The sequence below is a fragment of the Agrobacterium sp. 10MFCol1.1 genome (assembly GCF_000381165.1).
GTDB lineage: Bacteria > Pseudomonadota > Alphaproteobacteria > Rhizobiales > Rhizobiaceae > Agrobacterium > Agrobacterium tumefaciens.
The window spans coordinates 207,721-229,864 of record NZ_KB906075.1 but is presented as its reverse complement, the minus strand read 5'-3'; the positions used below and the strand labels follow the sequence as shown (position 1 = coordinate 229,864).

Below are 22,144 nucleotides of genomic sequence, written 5' to 3'. Positions count from 1 at the left end.
AGTACATCTTGCCGGTTCGAAAAAAGGGCTATCCGAAAAAGCATTTCGAAAAGCCGCCCGGTTTACGTGCCGGCATGATGGCGTCAGGGCGTCAAAACATGTTTCCTCGTGAACCTGAAAAGCCGCCCGCCCGCCGCCGGACGCCACGGCCTTTCGGAAACCTTACGAGTTGACGGCGTCCTTCAGGCCCTTGCCTGCGGAAAACTTCGGTACGTTGCGAGCCGGGATATCGACTTCAGCACCCGTGGAAGGGTTACGACCCTTGGAGGCTTCACGACGGCTTACGGAGAAGCTGCCGAAGCCAGCGAGACGGATGTCGCCACCGCTCTTCAGTTCGTTCTGTACGGTTTCGAATACGGCATCAACAGCGGAAGCAGCATCTGCCTTCGTGAGACCAGCCTTTTCGGCAACAGCAGAGACGAGCTCGTTCTTGTTCATGTTTCCACCCCTTTCAATGGTTTGAAACGACTCAAATTAAGCCGGCGCAGAATACGTCTGTATCCGCGCGCAGCAACTCAAAAGCGCTGGAATCGCCTGAAAAACAAGGGGTCTGCGGGGTTTTTCACAAAAAAGGCCGACATTTCTGCCGGCCTTTCCCTTAAACGTGCCAATTTCGCACCAGTTCTGCGAGCATCAAAGAAGCATCGCGCCTTTCGGCATCTAACACATTGAATCTACGCACAGGTGTCGCGAAAACCGATTCTGGCTTTCACAACCACTTGGCAATCAATGTGCGATCGTCTGTCCGCCCTCGTCGACACCGTCGACAGTTGCGATAACAGGCGTTTCGATGCTGCCGTCCCACTCGATTGGCTCGGGCATGCGAAGCAGCGCGTGCTTGATGACCTCACCCATGCGAGAAACCGGGATGATCTCCATCTCGTTCTTCACATTATCAGGAATATCCGCCAGGTCCTTGGCGTTTTCTTCCGGGATGAGCACCTTCTTGATGCCGCCGCGAAGCGCCGCAAGCAGCTTTTCCTTCAGGCCGCCGATTGGCAGCACGCGACCACGAAGTGTGATCTCGCCCGTCATCGCCACATCCTTGGAGACCGGGATACCGGTCATGATGGAGACGATGGCGGTTGCCATGGCGACACCGGCAGACGGTCCATCCTTCGGGGTAGCCCCTTCCGGAACGTGAACGTGGATGTCGCTCTTGTCGAAACGCGGCGGTTCGATGCCGAAGTCCACGGCGCGCGAGCGGACATAGGATGCCGCTGCCGAAATGGATTCCTTCATCACTTCCTTGAGGTTGCCGGTGACCGTCATGCGGCCCTTGCCGGGCATCATCACGCCTTCGATGGTGAGCAACTCACCGCCGACTTCCGTCCATGCCAGACCGGTGACGACACCAACCTGATCCTCACGCTCGGCCTCGCCGTGGCGGAACCGCGGAACGCCCAGATAATCCGGGACATTGGCTGCGGTGACTTCCACGGACTTGACCTTGCCCTTGATGATCTCGGTCACGGCCTTTCGCGCAAGCTTCATCAACTCGCGCTCGAAGCTGCGCACGCCCGCCTCGCGGGTGTACTGCTGGATCACGATCATCAGAGCGTCGTCGCTTACCGAGAACTCTTCCGGACGCAGGGCATGTTCCTTGATCGCCTTCGGCAGCAGGTGACGCTTGGCGATTTCGCGCTTTTCGTCCTCCGTATAACCGGCGATGCGGATCACTTCCATACGGTCCATCAGGGGACCTGGAATGTTCAGCGTGTTGGCCGTGGTCACGAACATCACGTCGGACAGGTCGTATTCCACCTCAAGATAGTGATCCATGAAGGTGGAGTTCTGTTCCGGATCGAGCACCTCCAGCAGTGCGGAAGACGGATCGCCACGGAAATCCATGCCCATCTTGTCGATCTCGTCGAGCAGGAAGAGCGGATTGGACTTCTTGGCCTTCTTCATCGACTGAACGATCTTGCCCGGCATGGAGCCGATATAGGTACGGCGGTGACCGCGGATTTCCGCCTCGTCACGCACACCACCCAGCGCCATACGCACATATTCGCGGCCGGTCGCCTTGGCGATCGACTTGGCGAGCGAAGTCTTGCCGACGCCGGGAGGACCGACGAGGCACAGGATCGGGCCACGGATCTTCGAAGCGCGAGCCTGCACGGCCAGATATTCAACGATGCGTTCCTTGACCTTGTCCAGACCGAAATGATCCTGATCGAGGACCGCCTCGGCGCTGTTGAGATCAACCTTGACCTTCGACTTCTTGCCCCAGGGCAGGCTGAGCAGCCAGTCCAGATAGTTGCGCACGACAGTCGCTTCCGCAGACATCGGGCTCATCTGGCGAAGCTTCTTCATTTCCGCCTCGGCCTTATCCTTGGCCTCCTTGGAAAGCTTGGTCTTGGCAATGCGCTCTTCCAGTTCGGCCATCTCGTCACGGCCATCCTCGCCGTCGCCGAGCTCCTTCTGGATCGCCTTCATCTGTTCGTTCAGATAATATTCGCGCTGCGTCTTCTCCATCTGGCGCTTGACGCGCGAGCGGATACGCTTCTCGACCTGAAGCACGGAAATTTCGCCTTCCATGAAGCCGAGCGCTTTTTCAAGCCGCTGCTTCACGCTGACGGTTTCCAGCATTTCCTGCTTTTCGGTGATCTTGATCGACAGGTGCGAAGCAACAGTGTCGGCCAGCTTCGAATAATCGTCGATCTGGCCGGCAGCGCCGACAACCTCGGGCGAAATCTTCTTGTTGAGCTTCACATAGCTCTCGAACTCCGAAACGACGGAACGCGACAGCGCCTCGATCTCAACCGGGTCTTCCGCAGGCTCCTGCAGCGGCGTCGCAGACGCTTCGTAGAAATCCTCGCGGTCGGTATAGGCCTCGATCTGGGCGCGGCCCTTGCCTTCCACAAGCACCTTCACGGTGCCGTCGGGCAGCTTCAGAAGCTGGAGAACGTTAGCGACCGTGCCGACCTTGTGGATGGCTTCCGGGGACGGATCGTCATCGCTGGCGTTGATCTGGGTAACAAGCATGATCTGCTTGTCCGAGCCCATGACCTCTTCGAGAGCGCGAATGGATTTTTCCCGCCCGACGAACAGGGGAACGATCATATGCGGGAAAACGACAATGTCGCGCAGGGGAAGTACCGGATAGATACCGCCGGATGCCGCAGACGTGATGTTCGTCATATCATTTCCTTTCATGGTCCCTTTCAGGACACTTTGCCTGACGTCTTGGGGCGTCCGGCATATTCATTTCTCGAGACTGAAAGTGGAGTTTCGGAACGCCGATTTCAAGTCACCGGAAGAGACGACCCCGCGCAACGGCACGGCCGTAAAATTCAAACAAATACAGCGCCGGCTATTACTCCCGACATTTCCGGTTATCCCACAGGATCAGGAACCGGGTCGCCGACGGTAATTCACATTTCCGTCATATCGCGCTGCAAATCAGTTTTAAGACTTTATCAGCAAAGCGCAATCCGCTCCAAACGCAAAATCGGGTTACTCCAAGTTAGCGGCAAGTTTCGCACCTGCCACAACAGAAAAGGCCCGCACGAGTGCGGGCCTTTGGAATTCATCAAAGCGTCGGATCGGTCAATCAAGCCGAAACATTGGCCTTTTCTTCCTGACGATCCGCATAGATGTAGAGCGGGCGAGCGATGCCGCTGACGACATCGTTGGAGATCACCACTTCGCGCACGCCTTCCAGCGTCGGCAGTTCGAACATGGTATCCAGAAGGATCTTTTCCATGATCGAGCGCAGACCGCGGGCACCAGTCTTGCGGGTAATCGCCCGGCGGGCAATCTCGCGCAACGCGTCCTCGTGGAAGGTCAGTTCCACATCTTCCATCTCGAAAAGACGCTGATACTGCTTGACCAGCGCGTTCTTCGGCTCGGACAGGATCTGGATCAGCGCATCCTCGTCAAGGTCCTCCAGCGTCGCCAGAACCGGCAGACGACCGATGAATTCCGGAATAAGACCGAATTTCACCAGATCTTCCGGCTCCAGTTCGCGCAGCACCTCGCCAACGCGGCGATCGTCTTCCGCCTTTACGGTCGCACCGAAGCCAATCGAGGTCTTTTCGCCCCTGGCCGAGATGATCTTGTCCAGGCCGGCAAACGCGCCGCCGCAGATGAAGAGAATGTTGGTCGTATCCACCTGCAGGAATTCCTGCTGCGGATGCTTGCGGCCGCCCTGCGGCGGAACGGAAGCGACCGTGCCTTCCATGATCTTCAGAAGCGCCTGCTGAACGCCCTCGCCCGACACGTCACGCGTGATCGACGGGTTGTCCGACTTGCGGGAAATCTTGTCGACTTCGTCGATATAGACGATGCCGCGCTGGGCGCGCTCGACATTGTAATCCGCAGCCTGCAACAGCTTCAGGATGATGTTTTCCACGTCCTCGCCGACATAACCGGCTTCGGTCAGCGTCGTTGCGTCCGCCATCGTGAAGGGAACGTCGATGATGCGGGCGAGCGTCTGGGCAAGATAGGTCTTGCCGCAACCCGTCGGACCGACGAGCATGATGTTCGACTTCGCAAGCTCGACATCGCCATTCTTGGAGGCGTGCGCGAGGCGCTTGTAATGGTTGTGAACGGCCACCGACAGGATCTTTTTCGCCTGCTTCTGGCCGATGACGTATTCATCGAGGATCTTGATGATGTCCTGCGGGGTGGGAACACCCTCGCGCGACTTCACCATCGACGTCTTGTTCTCCTCGCGGATGATGTCCATGCACAATTCGACGCATTCATCGCAGATGAATACCGTCGGTCCGGCTATGAGTTTCCGGACTTCGTGCTGGCTCTTGCCGCAGAATGAACAATAGAGTGTATTCTTAGAGTCGCCGCCGTTGCTGCCGCTGACTTTGCTCATATCACTTTCCTTCCAGCACGCCGCAGGTCCGCCAAACGGATCGCGGTCAACTTACCGCCCGCCGATACGGCCGCCCTTGGGTGCATCGCCGTATCCGCCTCGTTTCCCGGGGTACTAACCGGTATCAGATACATGAGCTGACAACCGGCTGCAACGAATTCCCCATCAAACCAAAGGCCACGTCATAAAAATTCAACACAGCCTTTATATATACTAATATCGCTTTCTGTTGCGGTTGAAAGCCCCGAAATTACTTTGCGGGGTTAAACAACCGTCAAAAAGCGTCGCGCCTTAATTCGCGGCGGCGCCTTCCATTTCCTGGCGCGAGGTGAGGATCTTGTCGATCACACCCCAGTCCTTGGCCTCGTCGGCATCCATGAAGTGGTCGCGATCAAGGGTTTTTTCAACCTCTTCCAGCGTGCGGCCGGTGTGCTTCACGTAGACTTCATTAAGGCGACGCTTCATTTTGATGATGTCGCGGGCGTGACGCTCGATATCCGAAGCCTGCCCCTGGAAGCCGCCGGAGGGCTGATGCACCATGATGCGGGCGTTCGGAGTTGCGAAACGCATTCCCTTTTCGCCAGCAGCCAGAAGCAGCGAGCCCATGGATGCGGCCTGGCCGACGCAAAGCGTCGAAACGGCAGGACGGATGAACTGCATCGTATCGTAGATCGCCATGCCGGCGGTCACGACGCCACCCGGCGAATTGATGTAGAGCGCGATTTCCTTCTTCGGGTTTTCAGCCTCGAGGAAAAGCAGCTGCGCGCAGACGAGCGAGGCCATCTGGTCTTCCACCGGTCCGGTGAGGAAAATGATGCGTTCCTTGAGAAGACGGGAAAATATGTCATAGGAGCGTTCGCCGCGATTGGTCTGCTCTACGACCATCGGCACCAGAGCCATGGCGGTATCAACTGGATTTTTCATGTCCGTCCTTTGTCAAACTCTGCCCTTCGCGGAAAACCGCTCCGGAATCACTTCTAACCTTCGTTCTCCCTACATAGAGTGTCCCTGCCCGGTACTTCAAGACACGAAGCCGCATATCCTTAACGGCTCAACAGCGTTTACGGGCGTTTTCCACCCGTGGGGTAACGGCTATGGACAAGCCGATGCCAGCCGAACCATTCTCTGTCGCCCGCATTATTTTTTAACAGGAGCAAACCGCAAACGCAAAAACCGGTGTGTTGCCCAGATATAACTTCTCACTGGCAAGAACTCGTTAGGTATTTGCGGCTGATACTACGCCCGCGAATTTCCGGTTTCCCGTCAGGGGGCGGGAGCCTCTTTTGAGGCGAAATGGCATCTCCACCAATTCGGCGGGCATTGCGCACATCGTGCCGCGAACCGCTTTTACGGCATGATAGCGCAGATAGGATTTTGCAATGCTGGATGCAAAGACGGGCATGCTGCTTTGGGCGTCGGAAACGCTGACCCTTGCCCTGCTGCTGGGAACCCTGTGGCTGCACCGCCCTGCCCGCCGGCACAATATCTATTTCGCCGCCGGTTTTGCCGCAACGAGCGCCGGCACGGTGATGGTGGCGCTGCGCGGCGATATTCCCAACTTTCTGTCGATCGAAGTCGGCAATACGCTTGCCCTTTCGGCCTTCAGTTTCTGGCTCGCCGGTCTCCTGTCCTTCGAACAGCGCAAGACCGCCGGCTGGATCGCCATTCCGGCGCTGTTATGGGTGGCGGGCATGCTGATCGGCCCCGTACGCGAAAACATGGTCCCGCGCATCCTGCTCTATCACATCTGTGCCGCCACCGGTTATTTCATGCTGGCCGGCATTCTTCTGGCCAGCAAGGCACGCGCGTCATTCAGCCGCAAGGTGCTGGCGGCCACCTTCATCGTGCAGGCATTTTGCGGGGCGCTCGTGGCGTCCATCGTCATTCCCGTCAACGCCGCCGCCCCCAACGCCATTCCGCTGACGGCAGCGCTCGCCTTTTCAGGCATTCTCGGCTTTACCATCATCGTCATGATGAGTGCCAAGATCATCATGGAAGATACGGAAACCCGCCTGCACCGGCTGGCCATGACCGACCACCTGACCGGCGTCCTCAACCGGCGAGGGCTGCTTGAAGAGTTCGAACACATCAAAAAAAGGTCGCCCGGCTCCAGCCGTTACGTGGCGCTGGCGCTGTTCGACATCGACCATTTCAAGAAGATCAACGACAAATACGGCCATCAGTCGGGAGACGCGGTGCTTGTGCATTTTTGCAATATGGCGCAGCGGGTCATCGGTGAGCGCGGCCTGTTCGTCAGGATGGGCGGCGAAGAATTCGCGCTCGTCGCCGAAGTGGAAAGCCCCTCCAGTACCGTGACGCTTGCGGAAGCCATCCGCAGCAACCTGCGCCTTTCAAAGATCAGCGCACGCGGCGAAAACATCGAGGTCACGACCAGCGTCGGCATATCCGAAGCCATGATCAAGGATGCGGATCTGAGCGTAATGATGACGGAGGCCGACCGCGCGCTTTACGCGGCCAAGAAGGCCGGCCGCAACCGCACTGTGATCCACGTCAATTCAGCCAATGTTGTCATCCCCTGTCCGGACCGGAACGAAAACCCGATGGACAACAATGCCAACCGGCAGGTTGCGGCGCTGAACCGGATAGCGGCCATCGCCAACCGGTGACAAAGTAACCACACAGTGACATGCGGATAAACACACGGAACGGCACTTTCACGCCCTTCCCAAAGTGCGGCGCGCGGAATAAACCATGGACATGACAGCGACATTTCCCTTTCTCAAAATCGATCCTGCCACGCGTCGTGTTTCACTCGATGCCCGCAATCCGGCTTTCTACAACGATCCGAACCCGGTCTATGCTGCCCTGCATGCCCAATGTCCCACTTTCTATTGGGAAGAGCAGCGGCAGTGGTTTTTCACCGAATACGACCATGTCAGCGCCCTATTGCGCGACCGCCGGTTCGGACGGCAGATCCTGCATGTTGCGAGCCGCGAGGAGATCGGTCTGGCAGAGCCGCTCGAGCATGTGAAGCATTTCGACGCCGCAGAGCAGCACTCGCTTCTGGAGCTGGAGCCGCCGGAACACACACGGCTGCGCACCCTCATCAACCGCGCTTTCGTTTCGCGGCATGTCGACAAGATGAAGCCGGAAATAGAGGAACTCGCCAACCGGCTGATCGACGCCTTCGAACGAAACGGCGAGACGGAACTGCTTTCCTCCTATGCCGATATCATCCCGGTCACGATGATCGCGCGCATGATCGGCATTCCCGAGGAAATGGGACCGCAGCTTTTGAAATGGTCACATGCCTATGTCGGCATGTACATGTTCAAGCGCACGCCCGAGGACGAGCTTCTGGCCGACAGGGCCGCACATGAGTTTTCAGACTATGTGCGCAGTGTGATCGCGGAGCGCCGGGCGGAGCCGAAAGACGATCTGCTGAGCCACATGATCCATACGGAGCACAAGGGCCAGTATCTGACCGACGACGAGCTGATCTCGACCACCATCGTTCTGTTGAACGCCGGGGACGAGGCGACGGTGCACCAGATCGGCAATTCCGTGCGCATCATTCTGGAAAGCGGCATCTCGCCCGACACACTTTTCCACGACGAGACGGCAACGGAACGCACGGTGGAAGAAACGCTGCGTATCTGCGCGCCCGTCCATATTTTCCAGCGCTGGGTTCTGGAGCCGGTCGAGATCGATGGCGTGGAATTCAAACGCGGCGACAAGGTCAGCCTCATTCTGGCGGCCGCCAATCTCGATCCGGCCAAGTTTTCCGATCCCCTGGCATTCAGGCCGGACCGAAACGAAGGCGCCAACGTCTCCTTCGGCGCCGGCATCCATTTCTGCATTGGCGCGCCGCTGGCAAGGCTGGAGCTGAACCTGGCCTTGCCTCTGCTTTTCAAGCGACTGCCGGGACTGAAGATTGCCGAGCCACCCAGGGTCAAGGACGTCTATCACTTCCATGGTCTGGAACGGCTCGATCTCAGCTGGTGACAGCCACGCCGGGAACAACCTTTATCCCGGCGATGGACCAATAGAAATCATCCGGCCCCTACAACCGGATGACATAATCCTTGCGGGTCGTTTCGACGACCTCCCAGGTTCCCTTGAAGCCCGGCCGCAGGACCAGCCTGTCGCCCGGTTTCAGGTCGCGCGGGGATCCGCCATCCTCCGTCAGGATCGAGTGACCCTCGAGAATGTTAAAATATTCCCATTCGTCATAGACCACCCGCCATTTGCCGGGCGTCGACTGCCAGATGCCGGCATAGATGCCACCGGGCGCTTCCTCCAGATTCCACGTGGTGAATTTGGGGTCGCCGGAAATCAGCCTTTCCGGTGCGGGTGCACTGTGCTCCACCTCCGCCTCGACATCACTGGCCGTAGCGGTTCGTGTATCTTCGAATGCGAGAAAATTCGTCATGACGACCCCGGTCTCTCAGAGCTTCGCAAGCGATTGTTCGAGATCGGCGATGATGTCCTTGACATCCTCGATGCCGATCGAGAGGCGCACCACATCCGGTCCGGCACCCGCCGCCGTCTGCTGTTCCGGTGTCAGCTGCGCATGTGTCGTGGAAGCCGGGTGAATGACGAGAGAGCGTGTATCGCCGATATTGGCGAGATGGGAGAAGAGTTGCAGACCTTCCACCAGCGCCTTGCCGGCGGCATAACCGCCCTTGATGCCGAAGGTGAAGACGGAACCAGCGCCCTTTGGCGAATAATGCTGCTGGATTGCGTAGTTGTCGCTGTCCTCCAGCCCGGCATAATGCACCCAGCCGACCTTGGGATGCGCCTTCAGCCATTTGGCGACGGCCAGCGCATTGTCGGAGTGGCGCTGAACGCGCAGCGGCAGGGTCTCTATGCCCGTGAGGATGAGGAAGGCATTGAAGGGTGAGATCGCAGGGCCGAGATCGCGTAAGCCAAGAACGCGGCAGGCAATCGCGAAGGCGAAATTGCCGAAGGTCTGGTGCAGCACGACGCCGGAATATTCTGGGCGGGGCTGCGACAGCGACGGATATTTATCCGTGGCCGACCAGTCGAAAGTGCCGCCATCGACGATGATGCCACCCATGGAATTGCCATGGCCGCCGAGGAATTTCGTCAACGAATGCAATACGATATCCGCGCCATGCTCCAGCGGCCGCAACAGATAGGGGCTTGCCATGGTGTTGTCGACGATGAGCGGCAGGCCGTGGCGATGAGCGACATCGGCAATCGCGGCGATATCCACGAATGTGCCGCCCGGGTTGGCCAGGCTTTCGATGAAGATGGCACGTGTGCGGTCGTCGATCTGCCGTTCGAAACTTGCCGGATCAGCCGCATCGGCCCAGCGCACCTGCCAGTCGAAACCCTTGAAGGCGTGGCCGGACTGGTTGATGGAGCCGCCATAAAGCTGGCGTGCCGCGACGAAATTGTCGCCGTGTTGCAGCAATGTGTGGAAGACCAGCAATTGCGCGGCGTGACCGGATGCAACGGCAAGTGCCGCCGTGCCGCCTTCAAGCGCTGCGACACGCTCCTCCAGAACAGCCTGGGTTGGGTTCATGATGCGCGTGTAGATATTGCCGAATTCTTTTAATCCGAACAGCGCGGCTGCGTGATCGGCGTCACGGAAGGCATAGGCCGTTGTCTGGTAGATCGGCGTCGCGCGCGCACCGGTGGTCGGATCGGGCTGTGCGCCCGCGTGCACGGCCAACGTTGAGAACCCGGGATTGCTGCTCGGCATGATGTTTCCTCCAATGATATTTTGGAGGGATCATAATGCCTTGCCGCCAAATGATAAGTCCAATCCGTACCAACTATCGCACAATATTGAGACGCGGATACTCAATTGCGGGGCAACGGTCCATCACCACGTTCATGCCGTAGGCCTCGGCCTTGGCCGCCGCATTGTCGTCTCTGACCGAAAGCTGGCCCCAGATCACCGATGGCCGCTGCGGCAGCAATATCGCCTCTTCGACAATTGCCGACAAATATTCCGGCGCCCGGAACACATCGACCATATCAACGGGTTCGGGAATGTCGGCAAGCCGCGCATACACCTTCTGCCCCAATATCTCCTTGCCCGCCTGACCGGGATTGACCGGAAACACGCGGTAACCCTTGGACAGCAGAAAGCGCATGACGCCGTGGCTCGGCCGATCCGGATTGGGAGAGGCGCCAAGCAGGGCGATGGTCCTGACATCCGTCAGAATTTTTCTGAGGTAATCCGGTTCATAGGTATCATGCTGCATGTCAACTTTTCCCTCTGCCATATCGCGCGGTTCAAGGACCTCATGCGCCGGCTCGACGCTCAATGGCCCAGCGAGAATTGCCTCTCCCGCATAAATCCGCGGACGAGCTTTTCGCACCGCTTTTTTGCGGCCGCTTTCCTAGATCTAGGAACCCTCATCCTTCTCTTGAACCCCCGCCCGAATGAAAATATTGAACAAGCCGGACTCGTGGTGTCACGAAAGTACACCTAGTTTGCGCAAAATGATTTCACAAAAACACCTTAAGCGGCGTTGTGCTGAGTATTTTTATCCAGTTTTTCAAAAGCATACATTTCGATGAATATTTGCTGAAACAACATTTGCGTGCATCTTATGCGCCCTTCGTCTCCTGTTTGTTTTCATTCCGTTCACCGATGCATTAGGCGTATCTAATTTTCAGAAAGTTATTCTGTAAATCAAGTTATAGGTAAAACTGTAACGTTGTAGCGAGCCATTCAGTAATGAATTGAAACTTCTTTTCATTTTGAGCCTGCATGTGCTCGCTTGATTGATACAGTTTTATCTTCTGGATATGGGCAATTTTGAGCAGGAATAATCGCCGCAATCGGTCGCATTTTTTCAAAAAACACGTTCCACAGCAAAACCATAAGCTGTGCATCCGGCATCGGCGCGTATGTCCTGCTGATGAAATCGTGAGCACGGCCGCATATCGCCTCTCGCACAGTTACCCACTCCATCCCGCAACACGCACAAACCCGAAACTTGACACGCGTCATAATCCGCAAAGAAGCAACCGCTTACGACAGGAGGATTTGCATCTCCCACAGCCACCACGGAAAATGGATTCCGGTTTTCAAGCCGATGCTGTAGGTTGCCTAGAATAGCCCATGAGCGAGTCTCTATCGTGACATTTGACATTCTAATTCTGGTGCTTCTGGGCGCGATATTGCATGCCGGATGGAATGCGCTGGTAAAATCCGGATCCGACAAGTCGCTGGACGCCTCGCTGATCGCGGCGGGCGCCGCAGCTTGTTCTTTACCCTTCCTGCCCTTCCTGCCGTTTCCTGCGCCGGTGGCCATTCCCTTTCTCATCGCCTCGGCCGTTCTGCAATTTGCCTATTTCCGCCTAGTCGCCGCCGCCTATACGATCGGCGATATCGGCCTCGTCTATCCCGTCATGCGTGGCGTGGCGCCGCTGATCGTCGCAGCGACGAGCAGCCTTTTTCTCAGCGAGATTTTAAGCCCGCTTGCGCTTGCCGGGATTGCCATCATTTCCGGCGGCATCCTGACGCTTGCCTTCGAGGCGCGGCGCGGCGGCGGAAAGGCGATCATTGTCGCGCTCATCAACGCCTTCGTGATTGCCTCCTACACCTTCGTTGATGGTGTCGGCGCAAGGCTTTCCGGCAATGCGATTTCCTATACGCTGTGGATGTCGCTTCTGCCGCCCGTCCTCCTCTTTGGTTTCGCCTTTTACCAGCGCGGCGTAAGCGCCGTTACGCAGCACGTGCGGCGAAACTGGTGGCGCGGCCTGATCGGCGGCGGCGGCTCCATCCTCTCCTACGGGCTGGCGCTCTACGCCATGACCAAGGCCCCCGTCGCCGTCGTCGCGGCGCTGCGCGAAACCTCAATTCTGTTTGCGCTGGTGATCTCCGTCGTCATCCTCAAAGAACGCGCCAGCGTCTGGCGTTATCTCGCTGGCGGCATCATCGCAGCGGGTGTTCTGGTCATGCGGCTGGGATGAAACAGGTAAATCTATGTGGTAAAATAATACCACATAGTCAAACCATTGTTTTTATTGATTTATTTTTACAGTCAGCAAAATCCGTCATATTGACGCTTCATCCAGCACACCGTATAAGCGCGCCAGATCGGATTCCAAAGGGAATATGGTCATTTGCGGTCGCCTTCGGGTGACCAAACCAAGCAACAAGAAACGCCCGTATGCTCTTACTTTAAAAGAGGATGACGGGTCCACGTTAGAAAGTGAAATCCATGTCTACTTTCGTTCAGAAGCCTGCTGAGGTGGAGAAGAAGTGGGTCATCATCGACGCCGAAGGCCTCGTTGTTGGTCGCCTCGCCACCATCATTGCAACCCGCCTGCGCGGCAAGCACAAGGCCACCTACACCCCCCACGTCGATGATGGCGACAACGTCATCGTCATCAACGCGGAAAAGATTGCCTTCACCGGCAACAAGTACGCCGACAAGAAGTACTACTGGCACACCGGTCACCCGGGTGGCATCAAGGAGCGTACGGCTCGCCAGATCATCGAAGGTCGCTTCCCGGAGCGCGTCGTTGAAAAGGCCGTCGAGCGCATGATCCCGCGCGGCCCGCTCGGCCGTCGTCAGATGAAGAACCTGCGCGTTTACGCCGGCTCGAACCACCCGCACGAAGCACAGCAGCCCGTCGTTCTCGACGTAGCCGTGCTCAACAAGAAGAACGTAAGGAGCGCCTGATAATGGCCGATCTTTCCTCTCTGAAAGACCTCGCCCCTGCATCGGAAGCTTCTGCTCCCGTGCACGTCCGCAAGGTTGACACTCTCGGCCGCTCCTACGCGACCGGCAAGCGCAAGAACGCCGTTGCCCGCGTCTGGGTAAAGCCGGGTTCTGGCAAGATCATCATCAACGGCCGCGATTTCACCACGTATTTCGCACGTCCGGTTCTGCAGATGATCCTTCAGCAGCCGATCGTTGCCGTTGCACGCACGGGCCAGTTCGACATCATCGCTACCGTTGCCGGTGGTGGTCTGTCCGGTCAGGCCGGTGCCGTTCGTCACGGTCTGTCCAAGGCCCTCACCTACTTCGAACCGGGCCTGCGCGCCGTTCTGAAGAAGGGTGGCTTCCTGACCCGCGACAGCCGCGTTGTCGAACGTAAGAAGTACGGTAAGGCCAAGGCCCGCCGTTCGTTCCAGTTCTCCAAGCGCTAATCGCTTCTCGGAACCGTTCGTTCAAAACTTCGAAAAGGCGGGGCTTCGGCTCCGCCTTTTTTCATTGCCATCCTCCTTGTTTTTTCGGCGAGAAGACAGCACCCTCAGCGCAAACCGCAATGGGGTGATCAATGCCATCAAAAACCATCGACCATGCCTTCACCGCAGCAACGCTGACATCGGCTGCGACCGACCCGACCCATGCGGGCGTCCTCTCCTTCATGCGGCGCAAATATACCAAGATCCTCAAGGGCGTATCGACGGCCGTCTGGGGTGTCCCCTTCGATGCAGCGACATCCAACAGGCCGGGTGCACGCTTCGGGCCGCAGGCGATCCGCCGCGCCTCCGCGATTTTCGACAACGACCCGCAATATCCCTTCGCCCGCGATCTTTTCGCCCATATGCCGACCATCGATTATGGCGACTGCCTGCTCGACTACGGCAATCACTGGAAAACGCCTGATACGATCGAAAAGGAGGCACGCAAGATCATCTCCAAGACGGATTATCTGCTGACGCTTGGCGGTGACCATTTCATCACCTGGCCGCTGCTGAAGGCGCATGTGGCAAAGCACGGCCCGCTGGCGCTGGTGCATTTCGATGCGCATCAGGATACCTGGTTCGACGACGGCAAACGCATTGACCATGGTTCCTTCGTGGCCCGCGCCGTGCGCGATGGTCTGATCGATGCCGATCGTTCCATCCAGATCGGCATTCGCACCCATGCGCCTGAGGATTTCGGCATCCGCATTCTCCACGGTTACGAGGTGGAGGAGATGCGGGCGAGCGACATCGCCTCGCTGATCATCAAGCACACGGCAGGCATGCCCACTTATCTGACCTTCGATATCGATTGCCTCGATCCAGCCTTCGCGCCCGGAACCGGTACGCCTGTGGCCGGTGGGCCGACAAGCGCCAAGATATTGTCCGTGCTTCGCGGACTCGGCCAGCTCGATATTCGCGGCTCCGATGTGGTGGAGGTCGCGCCCGCTTACGACCATGCTGACATCACTGCCATTGCCGGAGCGACCGTTGCAATGTATATGCTTGGCCTGCGCGCCGAACGGCTGGCGAAGGCCGGCTGAACCGACGCCCGGGCGCTTAGCAAACTGAATCCGATTACACTCGCAACCCTCTGAAAAGTCAGGACAAGGACATGACAGCGAAGATCTTCATCGATGGCGAACACGGCACAACGGGTCTGCAGATCCGCACGCGCCTTGCTGGTCGCCGCGATATCGAGTTGCTGTCCATTCCCGAAGCCGAGCGCCGCAACGCCGCTATCCGCGAGGACATGCTCAATAACGCCGACATTTCGATTCTCTGCCTGCCGGATGATGCTTCCAGAGAAGCTGTCACCATGGTGGCAGGCAACAACAATGTCCGCATCATCGACACCTCGACCGCCTATCGTATCCATAAGGACTGGGCTTACGGCTTTGCCGAAATGGACAAGGAACAGGGCGAAAAGGTTCGTTCCGCCCGCTTCGTCGCCAATCCGGGCTGCTACCCGACCGGCGCGATCGGCCTTCTTCGTCCGCTGCGCGCCGCCGGCATTCTGCCCGATGGTTATCCCGTCAGCGTCAACGCCGTGTCCGGATATACCGGCGGCGGCAAGCAGATGATCGCGCAGATGGAAGATCAGAGCAGGGACGATGCGATCAGTGCCAACAACTTCCTCTATGGCCTGACGCTTGCACACAAGCACGTGCCGGAAATGACCATTCACGGCCAGCTGGACCGCGCGCCGCTGTTTGCACCCTCCGTCGGGCGCTTCCCGCAGGGCATGATCGTGCAGGTTCCGCTGTTTGCCGCCGACCTCAAGGACGGCGCGACCATCGAGACCGTGCATGCCGCGCTCACCGCCCATTATGCCGGACAGGACATCGTCAGCGTCGTTCCACTTGCCGAAAGCAAGGGGCTGTCCCGCATCGATGCCGAGGAACTGGCGGGCAAGGACACGATGAAGCTGTTCGTCTTCGGCACGCCGGGCGGCGAACACATCAATCTCGTCGCGCTGCTCGACAATCTCGGCAAGGGCGCATCGGGTGCGGCTGTCCAGAACATGGAGCTGATGCTCTCGGCATGAGGCTTTCTGCGTGAGCCGAGCTATCCCCTTTTTTCCGGCCTCGTGGAATATCGAGGCCGCAAAACAGATTGCCGATACGCCGGCCGGGGTGGTTTACGAAGTCAGACTTGGCAATGGTTCCCTTGCCATCGCCAAGGTACTTAAACACAAGGTTCTGAAAGACAGCCTTCGCGGGGCGGATTTCATCGAATGGCGGGCAGGTGTCGGCTGCGTGAAGCTGCTCGATCGCTCCGACGACATATTGCTCATGGAACATGCCGGCAATGAGACATTGCGCGACGTGCTTTTTCGCGACGGCGACGATGATGCCACGACCGCAATCGCCGCCGATGTTCTCCTTCACTATCACCAGCCTTCAACGCAGACGCCACCAGCAAGCCTGCTGACGCTGCCGCAATATTTCGAAAGTCTGTTCCGTAAAGCCGAGCACGATCGCAGCGAAGGCACCGACAGCCCCTACATCGAAGCCGCTTCGCTTGCCGAGGAGCTTATCGGGCACCAAAGCAATATTCGACCGCTGCACGGCGATCTGCATCACGAAAACATCATGCGCAGTTCGCGTGGCTGGATCATCATCGACCCGGCAGGCCTGATCGGCGATGCAGCACTCGACGTCGCCAACATGTTCTCCAATCCGCTCGACCGCTTCGATCTGACACGCAGCGAGGCACGCATCGCCTCCATGGCGTCGACTTTTGCGAAAGCGCTCAAACGGAACGAACGGGTGCTTCTGCAATATGCGTTCGCCTACGGCTGCCTTTCGGCGGCATGGCACGAGGAAGATGGCAACACGCGCGAACGCGACGACGAACTGGCCGTCGCGACAACCATCAAGTCTGTCCTGAAGCAATTTTAATGGTTTTCAGTCCCTGATCTCAACCGCGACAGGTGCCGGGTATTCGCCGAGGAAGCCTCGCCAATGGGCGACTGCAAAACCAAGCACCAGCAGCGCCATGCCCTGATGGGCGAGCGCCACATGAATGTCCACATGCATCAGAAGCGTGGTGATGCCGAGCGCCGCCTGAATGGAGATCAACACGAAGAACAGTACGGCGCGGCGGGCATGCGGCGTGCCGGGCAAGGCGCGAGCCAAGGACACCATATGCCACAGCGTGGCGGCAAACAGCGTATAGGCGCCGAGGCGGTGGACGAACTGCACCGTCTTCGGGTTTTCGAACAAGTTGATCCACCAGGGCTGTTGCAGGAAAAGATCGCCGGGCACCAGGGAGCCGTCCATCAGCGGCCACGTGTTGTAGGACAGGCCGGCATTCAGCCCCGCCACCAGCGCGCCGAGATAAATCTGGAACAGACAGAGGAAGGTCAGCAGCGCGGCAAAACGGCGGCCGGTCGTTTCATTGGCAGCATCTGGCGAATGGTGCGACAGGCCGCGCAATATCCACATGCAGCCCGCAAAGATGAGGCACGCGATCGTCAGATGCGTTGCCAGGCGATATTGCGAGACATCTGTACGGTTGACGAGGCCGGAAGACACCATCCACCAGCCGACGAAGCCCTGAAAGCCGCCAAGCCCCAGAAGGCCGATGAGCGGCAGGCGCAAGCGCCTTTCGATGCGGCCGGTCAGCCAGAAGAAGGCGAGCGGCAGGGCGAAGATGAGACCGATGGCGCGGGCAAGCAGTCGATGCGCCCACTCCCACCAGAAGATCGTCTTGAACTCATCGAGCGACATGCCCCGGTTGATTTCCTGATATTGGGGAATACGCTTGTAGAGCTGGAATTCCTCTTCCCATTCGGCAACGGAAAGCGGCGGAATGGCGCCGTGGATGGGCTTCCATTCGGTAATTGACAGGCCAGACTCGGTCAGCCGCGTGGCGCCGCCGACAAGCACGAGACAGAACAGAGTGAAGAGGACGACGCGCAGCCAGATGCGCAGCAGGCGGCGATCCTTCTCCTGTTTCTGCAGGGCAGCCTCCACCACCATTTCCGCAGAACCATTTGCCATCGTCATGCCGCTCGAATGCATCTTTGAGGTCTCCATCATACAGTCATGTTGATTAGCCCCAACCGGCACAACAAAACAAGGCCTCAGGGTTTGCGGCATCCGGTCGCGGCGGTATAGTTTCGCCAGACACTAGATCGTCCTGTCTCTGCTTCGAATCACCAATACGATCTAGATTTTTTGTTTTACGCATGTCTTTTCCCCAAAACCGATGACACTTTTGGGATACATGCTCGGTTACGGAAGATTTCATGCACCCTCGCCTCAGATCGCTCATCGGCACCATCGTCATCATCTGCCTCGTCGTCATCTACGCCGTAGCGGCGACAGCCATCGCGTCGGCGACGCTGGCGCAATCTCCATGGTGGGTGCATCTTGCCTACTTCGTGCTGAGTGGGCTTTTGTGGATACTGCCCGCCATGCTGGTCATCAAATGGATGGCCGGCTCCAAAAAACAGGAATAGGCACCTGCCTTCTACGGGACATCCAGAGGTCGCAATTTTATAAACCTCTTGTTTGCCGCTCAACGATATAGTCTCACCGAAACAACCGGAGAGCGTGGATGGCGGCTGAAGCGCCGGTCATAGTCAGCGAGGGTGAAGGACCAGCCGCCGTGCAAAACGAGCGGCGGGGCGCCGATCGCCTGGCTATCGATCTCGTCGACGATGCCTCCACTATCCGCGCCGACTGGGAACAGCTGGAGAGCGACCCGCTCAATTCGCTGCATCAGGGTTACGGCTGGTGCTCCATCTGGGGGCAAACGCAGGACAGACCCCTCCTCATCATTCGCGGCAGGCAAAGCGGAAAGACCGTGTTCCTGCTGCCGCTCGAAATCGTTCTGGAAGGCGGCATCCGCAAAGCACGTTTTCCCGGCGGCCGTTTCAACAATATCAATACCGGGCTTTTCGACCGGTCCTTCGCCGAAGCAGCCAGCCACAAAACGGCGGCAGCCATTGCCCGCGAAGCGCGAAAGCTGCTGCGTGGCCAGGCGGATATTCTGGCCCTGCAGAACATACCGCTGATCTGGCGTGGCAGGACCAACCCGCTCTCGCATCTGGCATCCGTCGAAAACCAGAACCCGGCCTTCCAGATTCCCTTACTGGCAAATTTTGAGAGCACGCTTCGGCAGATCAACGCCAAGAGGCGCCGGAAGAAATTCCGCATCCAGAGCCGGAGAGCCGAGGAAATGGGTGGTTACAGCCATGTGATCGCCCGTTCGCCACGGGAAAAGTGCGAATTATTGCAGACGTTTTTCCGACAGAAGGCAGCCCGGTTCGCATCGCAGGGCATTCCGGATGTTTTTCGCGATCAATCGGTAAAAGACTTTTTCTATGACCTCGCAAATTTTCCGGAGATCGGCAGAGACAGTCTTCTGGAACTGCACGCCATTCGTCTGCATGGTCAAAATGAAGGTTTCATCGCTGCCATATCCGGCCTTTCGCGCAAGCAGGATCACATCATCTGCCAGTTCGGTTCTATCGATGAGACCTTCGCGGAAATCAGCCCCGGTGAGCTGCTGTTCTGGCTGATGATCGAACGGGCTTGCAGTGAAAATGCGGCGATCTTCGATTTCGGCGTCGGTGACCAGCCCTACAAGCGCAGCTGGTGTCCGCTTTTCACCGTGCAGCATGATATTTTCCTGCCGGTGACGTTGAAGGGCCGCGCGGCGGCCTCTGCCTATGTTGCCATTGCCCGGACAAAGAGCCTGATCAAATCCAATCCGGCACTCTATGCGTTCATTCAGCGTTTCCGCGCCGGTCGGCCGAGCATGGACGCAACGCCCGCTGCCGACTGACCGGTTATCGGCCACAGCATCTCAGGCGGCGCTCAGACGGTCCGGTTTGCGCATGCCGGTCATCGGCAATGCCTGCTCGTAGCCGTGGGCAACCAGTTCTCCGAGGGTCTTTTCCAGCAATTCGCTATCATTACCGGGAACGGACACGACGATTTCCGCCGGCAGATTGCGCAGCATTTTCTCAAGGCTCGATATCTGCACCGCGCCGCACTCCACGAGAACCGTGTCATAGGCGTCGGAAAGCGCGCTGAGGATCATGGTCAGCCGGTCGATGGCACGCATGGCCTCACGCGGCTGCGCATTGCCGCGCGGCACGATATGGGCATCGGAAAGCCGGTCGCCGTGAATGGTTTCGCCAAAGGCGGCGGCACCTGCCAAAAGGTCCATGACGCCCGGCAGTCCGGTCTCAGGCGCCATCAGGCGCGTCGGACAGGCCGATGCCGTCATATCGACGAGAACGACCGAACGGCCCATTTCGGAGAGGGCGCGCGCCAGCATGACGGTGGTGGTCGAACCACTATCACCAGCTGGAGACACGACCGCTGCGACGGATTTGGCAAGACGGGTGGCGAGGAAAGACGCGACGGCGTCGATCGAGAAATTGTCGGCGTTGTCGATCTCTTCTTCCGCAGCGTCCACTTTCGCAGCCGCAGCGTCTGCAACCGGCAGGGCCGATTTGGCAGCAACGGCTGCGACCGGTATGCGCGCTTCCTGTTCGACAATGGACTGGCGGGCAGCGGCAGGCATGGAACGAACCGCAGGCGGCGCATCCTCTTCACGTGCGGGAAGCAGTTGCTCCGGCGTATCCGGTGTCTCATCCGTGTCAGCACGCGCTCTCGCGGGCGGTGGTGGATCGGACAGCGGCGGGACATGGGTCTTGCCAACCGGCTTCAACGCCCGCCCGGTGAACAGTTCCACGAGCATGACAACGATGCAGGAGAGAAGGAAGGCCGCCAGCGTGACGACAATGGTGATGGCGCCGGTCTTCGGGAAGTAGGGTTCGCGCGGCTCCACTGCAGTTGAAATCACGCGGGCATCGGCGGGCGTGGATTCGGCTGAACCGGCGCGCGACGTCGCCTCGCGGTAACGGGCGAGATAGGTTTCAAGAAGCTGGCGCTGGGCCGACGCCTCGCGCTCCAGGTCGTTGAGGCCAACCTGCTGCTCACCGGCGCGTACACTTTCCGTTTTCAGCACGTTCAACTGCTGAACCAGCTGCCGCTCCCGCAGGCGGGACACATTGGCCTCGTTTTCGAGACTTGCGAGCACCTTGCGGGTCTCTTCCTGAATCTGCCGCTGTATGCCGTCAATTTGGCTGCGCAGCGCCTTGATACGCGGATGGCCTTCCAGCAGCGAGGAAGACAGATCGGAAATCTGGCTGCGCATGGCAGCCTCGCTTTCCTTCAGTCTCTGGATCATCGGCGAGGCTACGACGTCGGGGAAAGTATCGAGTGGGCGACCGCTCGAAAGCGCGTTGCGCACGCCCTCTGCCCGCGCCTCCGCATTCGCCCGCTCGCCGCGGATACGGCCAAGTTCGGTCGAGATATCGCTGAGTTGCCGGGTGGCGAGCGTTTCGCCCTGCCCTGCCGACAGAATATCGGACGAGGCGCGGTAATCCGCGACCTTCCTGTCCGCATCGCGAACCTTCTCACGCAGACTGGCGATTTCCGGCTCCAGCCAGCGTGCCGCCTCCGTGCTTGTGTCCAGTTTCGCGCCGCTCTGCAGCGCGATATAGGCCTTCATCATCGCGTTGGGGACTGCTGCCGCAAGCATGGGGTCCTCGGACGAGAACTCGACCGTGATGACGCGCGAGCTTTCGACCTGGTAGACCTGCAACCTCTCCTGGAACGCCTTCAGTATCCGTTCCTCTGGCGGCACCTGCTGCGGATCTTTCTTGACGCCGACAGCAACCAGCAGCTTCGAGACGAGAGAAGGACGCGCCGCCGGGTCAAGCTCCTGCCGCTCATAAAGCTTCATATCTTTCGCGACCTGCTTGATAAGGTCGACCGATTGCAGGATCTGCACCTGGCTGGAGATGGTCAATTCATCGAGCACGGGTTCGGCGGGCGCATTCGACTGCTGCGACGCACCGAAGGAGGCCGCGCGCGATTCGATGAGGACGCGCGCCTCGCCCTTGTAAGCGGGCGACATCATGCTTGCGACAACGAAGGCGGCGCCCCCGGCAAGCAGCGTGATCGCCGCTATCCTGCCCTTGCGCTGCCATATGGCAGCGACGAGCCGCGCGAGATCGATATCCACATCCCTGTCATCAATGCGATCGCCGTTCATACGCGCTCCGTAACCGAGACACACCTCGGGCGCTCAAATATAGAGGCCAATTTTCGCGAAGTTTAAGTCTTTCCGGT

At 58.5% G+C, this 22,144-nt stretch carries 20 protein-coding genes; 10 read left to right on the top strand and 10 right to left on the bottom strand.

The features are described 5' to 3' along the window. Positions 1–162 precede the first annotated feature (162 nt). From hupB to clpP, 4 genes are all read right to left on the bottom strand, one after another. Positions 163–438, bottom strand: coding sequence for a DNA-binding protein HupB (gene hupB / locus F617_RS0112360; protein WP_003496481.1), 276 nt, complete (start codon positions 436–438; stop codon positions 163–165). Between the two features lie 288 nt (positions 439–726). Further along, positions 727–3,144: an endopeptidase La gene (gene lon / locus F617_RS0112355; RefSeq protein WP_003512645.1), complete on the bottom strand. Its 2,418-nt coding sequence runs from the start codon at positions 3,142–3,144 to the stop codon at positions 727–729. Positions 3,145–3,556: 412 nt separating this feature from the next. Beyond that, positions 3,557–4,834: an ATP-dependent Clp protease ATP-binding subunit ClpX gene (clpX, locus tag F617_RS0112350; protein WP_003512644.1), complete on the bottom strand. Its 1,278-nt coding sequence runs from the start codon at positions 4,832–4,834 to the stop codon at positions 3,557–3,559. A 291-nt stretch (positions 4,835–5,125) separates the two neighbouring features. Beyond that, entirely contained in the window at positions 5,126–5,758 is a 633-nt protein-coding gene (gene clpP / locus F617_RS0112345) for an ATP-dependent Clp endopeptidase proteolytic subunit ClpP (RefSeq protein WP_003496491.1), read from the bottom strand. 455 nt (positions 5,759–6,213) lie between these two features. Between clpP and F617_RS0112340 the strand changes: the two genes are divergently transcribed. Both F617_RS0112340 and F617_RS0112335 read left to right on the top strand, forming a co-directional pair. Further along, positions 6,214–7,461, top strand: coding sequence for a diguanylate cyclase (locus F617_RS0112340; RefSeq protein ID WP_019565468.1), 1,248 nt, complete (start codon positions 6,214–6,216; stop codon positions 7,459–7,461). Positions 7,462–7,546: 85 nt separating this feature from the next. Then, positions 7,547–8,800: a cytochrome P450 gene (locus F617_RS0112335; protein WP_019565467.1), complete on the top strand. Its 1,254-nt coding sequence runs from the start codon at positions 7,547–7,549 to the stop codon at positions 8,798–8,800. A 58-nt stretch (positions 8,801–8,858) separates the two neighbouring features. Here the strand turns inward: F617_RS0112335 and F617_RS0112330 are convergent, their stop codons facing one another. From F617_RS0112330 to F617_RS28695, 4 genes are all read right to left on the bottom strand, one after another. Then, positions 8,859–9,227, bottom strand: a complete 369-nt coding sequence (locus F617_RS0112330) for a cupin domain-containing protein (protein WP_003512641.1) — start codon at positions 9,225–9,227, stop codon at positions 8,859–8,861. A 15-nt stretch (positions 9,228–9,242) separates the two neighbouring features. Continuing rightward, positions 9,243–10,526, bottom strand: coding sequence for an O-acetylhomoserine aminocarboxypropyltransferase (locus F617_RS0112325; RefSeq protein ID WP_019565466.1), 1,284 nt, complete (start codon positions 10,524–10,526; stop codon positions 9,243–9,245). Between the two features lie 73 nt (positions 10,527–10,599). Beyond that, on the bottom strand, positions 10,600–11,034 hold the full coding sequence (locus F617_RS0112320) for a CoA-binding protein (protein ID WP_025593243.1): 435 nt from the start codon (positions 11,032–11,034) through the stop codon (positions 10,600–10,602). Positions 11,035–11,531: 497 nt separating this feature from the next. Further along, the gene (locus tag F617_RS28695) at positions 11,532–11,678 is read right to left on the bottom strand and encodes a hypothetical protein (RefSeq protein WP_162701214.1); all 147 of its coding nucleotides are present in this window, start codon (positions 11,676–11,678) and stop codon (positions 11,532–11,534) included. A 239-nt stretch (positions 11,679–11,917) separates the two neighbouring features. Between F617_RS28695 and F617_RS0112305 the strand changes: the two genes are divergently transcribed. The 6 genes from F617_RS0112305 (at position 11,918) to F617_RS0112280 (ending at position 16,885) form a co-directional block, all read left to right on the top strand. After that, a complete protein-coding gene (locus tag F617_RS0112305) occupies positions 11,918–12,754 on the top strand; it encodes an EamA family transporter (RefSeq protein ID WP_019565462.1) in 837 nt (278 codons plus the stop codon). Between the two features lie 251 nt (positions 12,755–13,005). Then, complete coding sequence (gene rplM / locus F617_RS0112300; RefSeq protein ID WP_003512633.1) at positions 13,006–13,470, top strand: 50S ribosomal protein L13; 465 nt, start codon at positions 13,006–13,008, stop codon at positions 13,468–13,470. A 2-nt stretch (positions 13,471–13,472) separates the two neighbouring features. Continuing rightward, positions 13,473–13,940, top strand: coding sequence for a 30S ribosomal protein S9 (rpsI, locus tag F617_RS0112295; RefSeq protein ID WP_003512631.1), 468 nt, complete (start codon positions 13,473–13,475; stop codon positions 13,938–13,940). A gap of 131 nt (positions 13,941–14,071) precedes the next feature. Continuing rightward, positions 14,072–15,025: an agmatinase gene (gene speB, locus F617_RS0112290; RefSeq protein ID WP_003512629.1), complete on the top strand. Its 954-nt coding sequence runs from the start codon at positions 14,072–14,074 to the stop codon at positions 15,023–15,025. Positions 15,026–15,096: 71 nt separating this feature from the next. After that, positions 15,097–16,029 carry an N-acetyl-gamma-glutamyl-phosphate reductase gene (argC, locus tag F617_RS0112285; protein WP_019565461.1) on the top strand — a complete coding sequence of 311 codons (933 nt, stop codon included), beginning with the start codon at positions 15,097–15,099 and terminating at the stop codon, positions 16,027–16,029. 10 nt (positions 16,030–16,039) lie between these two features. Beyond that, the gene (locus F617_RS0112280; protein ID WP_019565460.1) at positions 16,040–16,885 is read left to right on the top strand and encodes an aminoglycoside phosphotransferase family protein; all 846 of its coding nucleotides are present in this window, start codon (positions 16,040–16,042) and stop codon (positions 16,883–16,885) included. A gap of 6 nt (positions 16,886–16,891) precedes the next feature. Here the strand turns inward: F617_RS0112280 and F617_RS0112275 are convergent, their stop codons facing one another. Beyond that, positions 16,892–18,010, bottom strand: a complete 1,119-nt coding sequence (locus F617_RS0112275; RefSeq protein ID WP_003512619.1) for a COX15/CtaA family protein — start codon at positions 18,008–18,010, stop codon at positions 16,892–16,894. Between the two features lie 227 nt (positions 18,011–18,237). On the opposite strand from F617_RS0112275, the gene F617_RS0112270 reads away from it, so the two are divergent. Both F617_RS0112270 and uppA read left to right on the top strand, forming a co-directional pair. After that, a complete protein-coding gene (locus F617_RS0112270; RefSeq protein ID WP_003512618.1) occupies positions 18,238–18,450 on the top strand; it encodes a DUF2842 domain-containing protein in 213 nt (70 codons plus the stop codon). Positions 18,451–18,548: 98 nt separating this feature from the next. After that, on the top strand, positions 18,549–19,781 hold the full coding sequence (gene uppA / locus F617_RS0112265; protein WP_019565458.1) for a polysaccharide biosynthesis GNAT family N-acetyltransferase UppA: 1,233 nt from the start codon (positions 18,549–18,551) through the stop codon (positions 19,779–19,781). A 21-nt stretch (positions 19,782–19,802) separates the two neighbouring features. On the opposite strand, the gene uppB is transcribed toward uppA, so the two are convergent. Further along, on the bottom strand, positions 19,803–22,067 hold the full coding sequence (uppB, locus tag F617_RS0112260) for a polysaccharide biosynthesis protein UppB (protein WP_019565457.1): 2,265 nt from the start codon (positions 22,065–22,067) through the stop codon (positions 19,803–19,805). Positions 22,068–22,144: the final 77 nt, after the last annotated feature.

Bases quoted from the DNA above. Each gene is read 5' to 3' on its own strand.
- rpsI (WP_003512631.1), top strand. From the start codon at position 13,473: ATGGCCGATCTTTCCTCTCTGAAAGACCTCGCCCCTGCATCGGAAGCT.
- clpP (WP_003496491.1), bottom strand. From the start codon at position 5,758: ATGAAAAATCCAGTTGATACCGCCATGGCTCTGGTGCCGATGGTCGTA.
- F617_RS0112330 (WP_003512641.1), bottom strand. From the start codon at position 9,227: ATGACGAATTTTCTCGCATTCGAAGATACACGAACCGCTACGGCCAGT.
- uppA (WP_019565458.1), top strand. From the start codon at position 18,549: ATGGCGGCTGAAGCGCCGGTCATAGTCAGCGAGGGTGAAGGACCAGCC.
- F617_RS0112325 (WP_019565466.1), bottom strand. From the start codon at position 10,526: ATGCCGAGCAGCAATCCCGGGTTCTCAACGTTGGCCGTGCACGCGGGC.
- clpX (WP_003512644.1), bottom strand. From the start codon at position 4,834: ATGAGCAAAGTCAGCGGCAGCAACGGCGGCGACTCTAAGAATACACTC.
- rplM (WP_003512633.1), top strand. From the start codon at position 13,006: ATGTCTACTTTCGTTCAGAAGCCTGCTGAGGTGGAGAAGAAGTGGGTC.
- F617_RS0112270 (WP_003512618.1), top strand. From the start codon at position 18,238: ATGCACCCTCGCCTCAGATCGCTCATCGGCACCATCGTCATCATCTGC.
- F617_RS0112340 (WP_019565468.1), top strand. From the start codon at position 6,214: ATGCTGGATGCAAAGACGGGCATGCTGCTTTGGGCGTCGGAAACGCTG.
- F617_RS0112335 (WP_019565467.1), top strand. From the start codon at position 7,547: ATGGACATGACAGCGACATTTCCCTTTCTCAAAATCGATCCTGCCACG.
- F617_RS0112275 (WP_003512619.1), bottom strand. From the start codon at position 18,010: ATGCATTCGAGCGGCATGACGATGGCAAATGGTTCTGCGGAAATGGTG.
- F617_RS28695 (WP_162701214.1), bottom strand. From the start codon at position 11,678: ATGCCGGATGCACAGCTTATGGTTTTGCTGTGGAACGTGTTTTTTGAA.
- speB (WP_003512629.1), top strand. From the start codon at position 14,072: ATGCCATCAAAAACCATCGACCATGCCTTCACCGCAGCAACGCTGACA.
- F617_RS0112320 (WP_025593243.1), bottom strand. From the start codon at position 11,034: ATGCAGCATGATACCTATGAACCGGATTACCTCAGAAAAATTCTGACG.
- lon (WP_003512645.1), bottom strand. From the start codon at position 3,144: ATGACGAACATCACGTCTGCGGCATCCGGCGGTATCTATCCGGTACTT.
- uppB (WP_019565457.1), bottom strand. From the start codon at position 22,067: ATGAACGGCGATCGCATTGATGACAGGGATGTGGATATCGATCTCGCG.
- argC (WP_019565461.1), top strand. From the start codon at position 15,097: ATGACAGCGAAGATCTTCATCGATGGCGAACACGGCACAACGGGTCTG.
- hupB (WP_003496481.1), bottom strand. From the start codon at position 438: ATGAACAAGAACGAGCTCGTCTCTGCTGTTGCCGAAAAGGCTGGTCTC.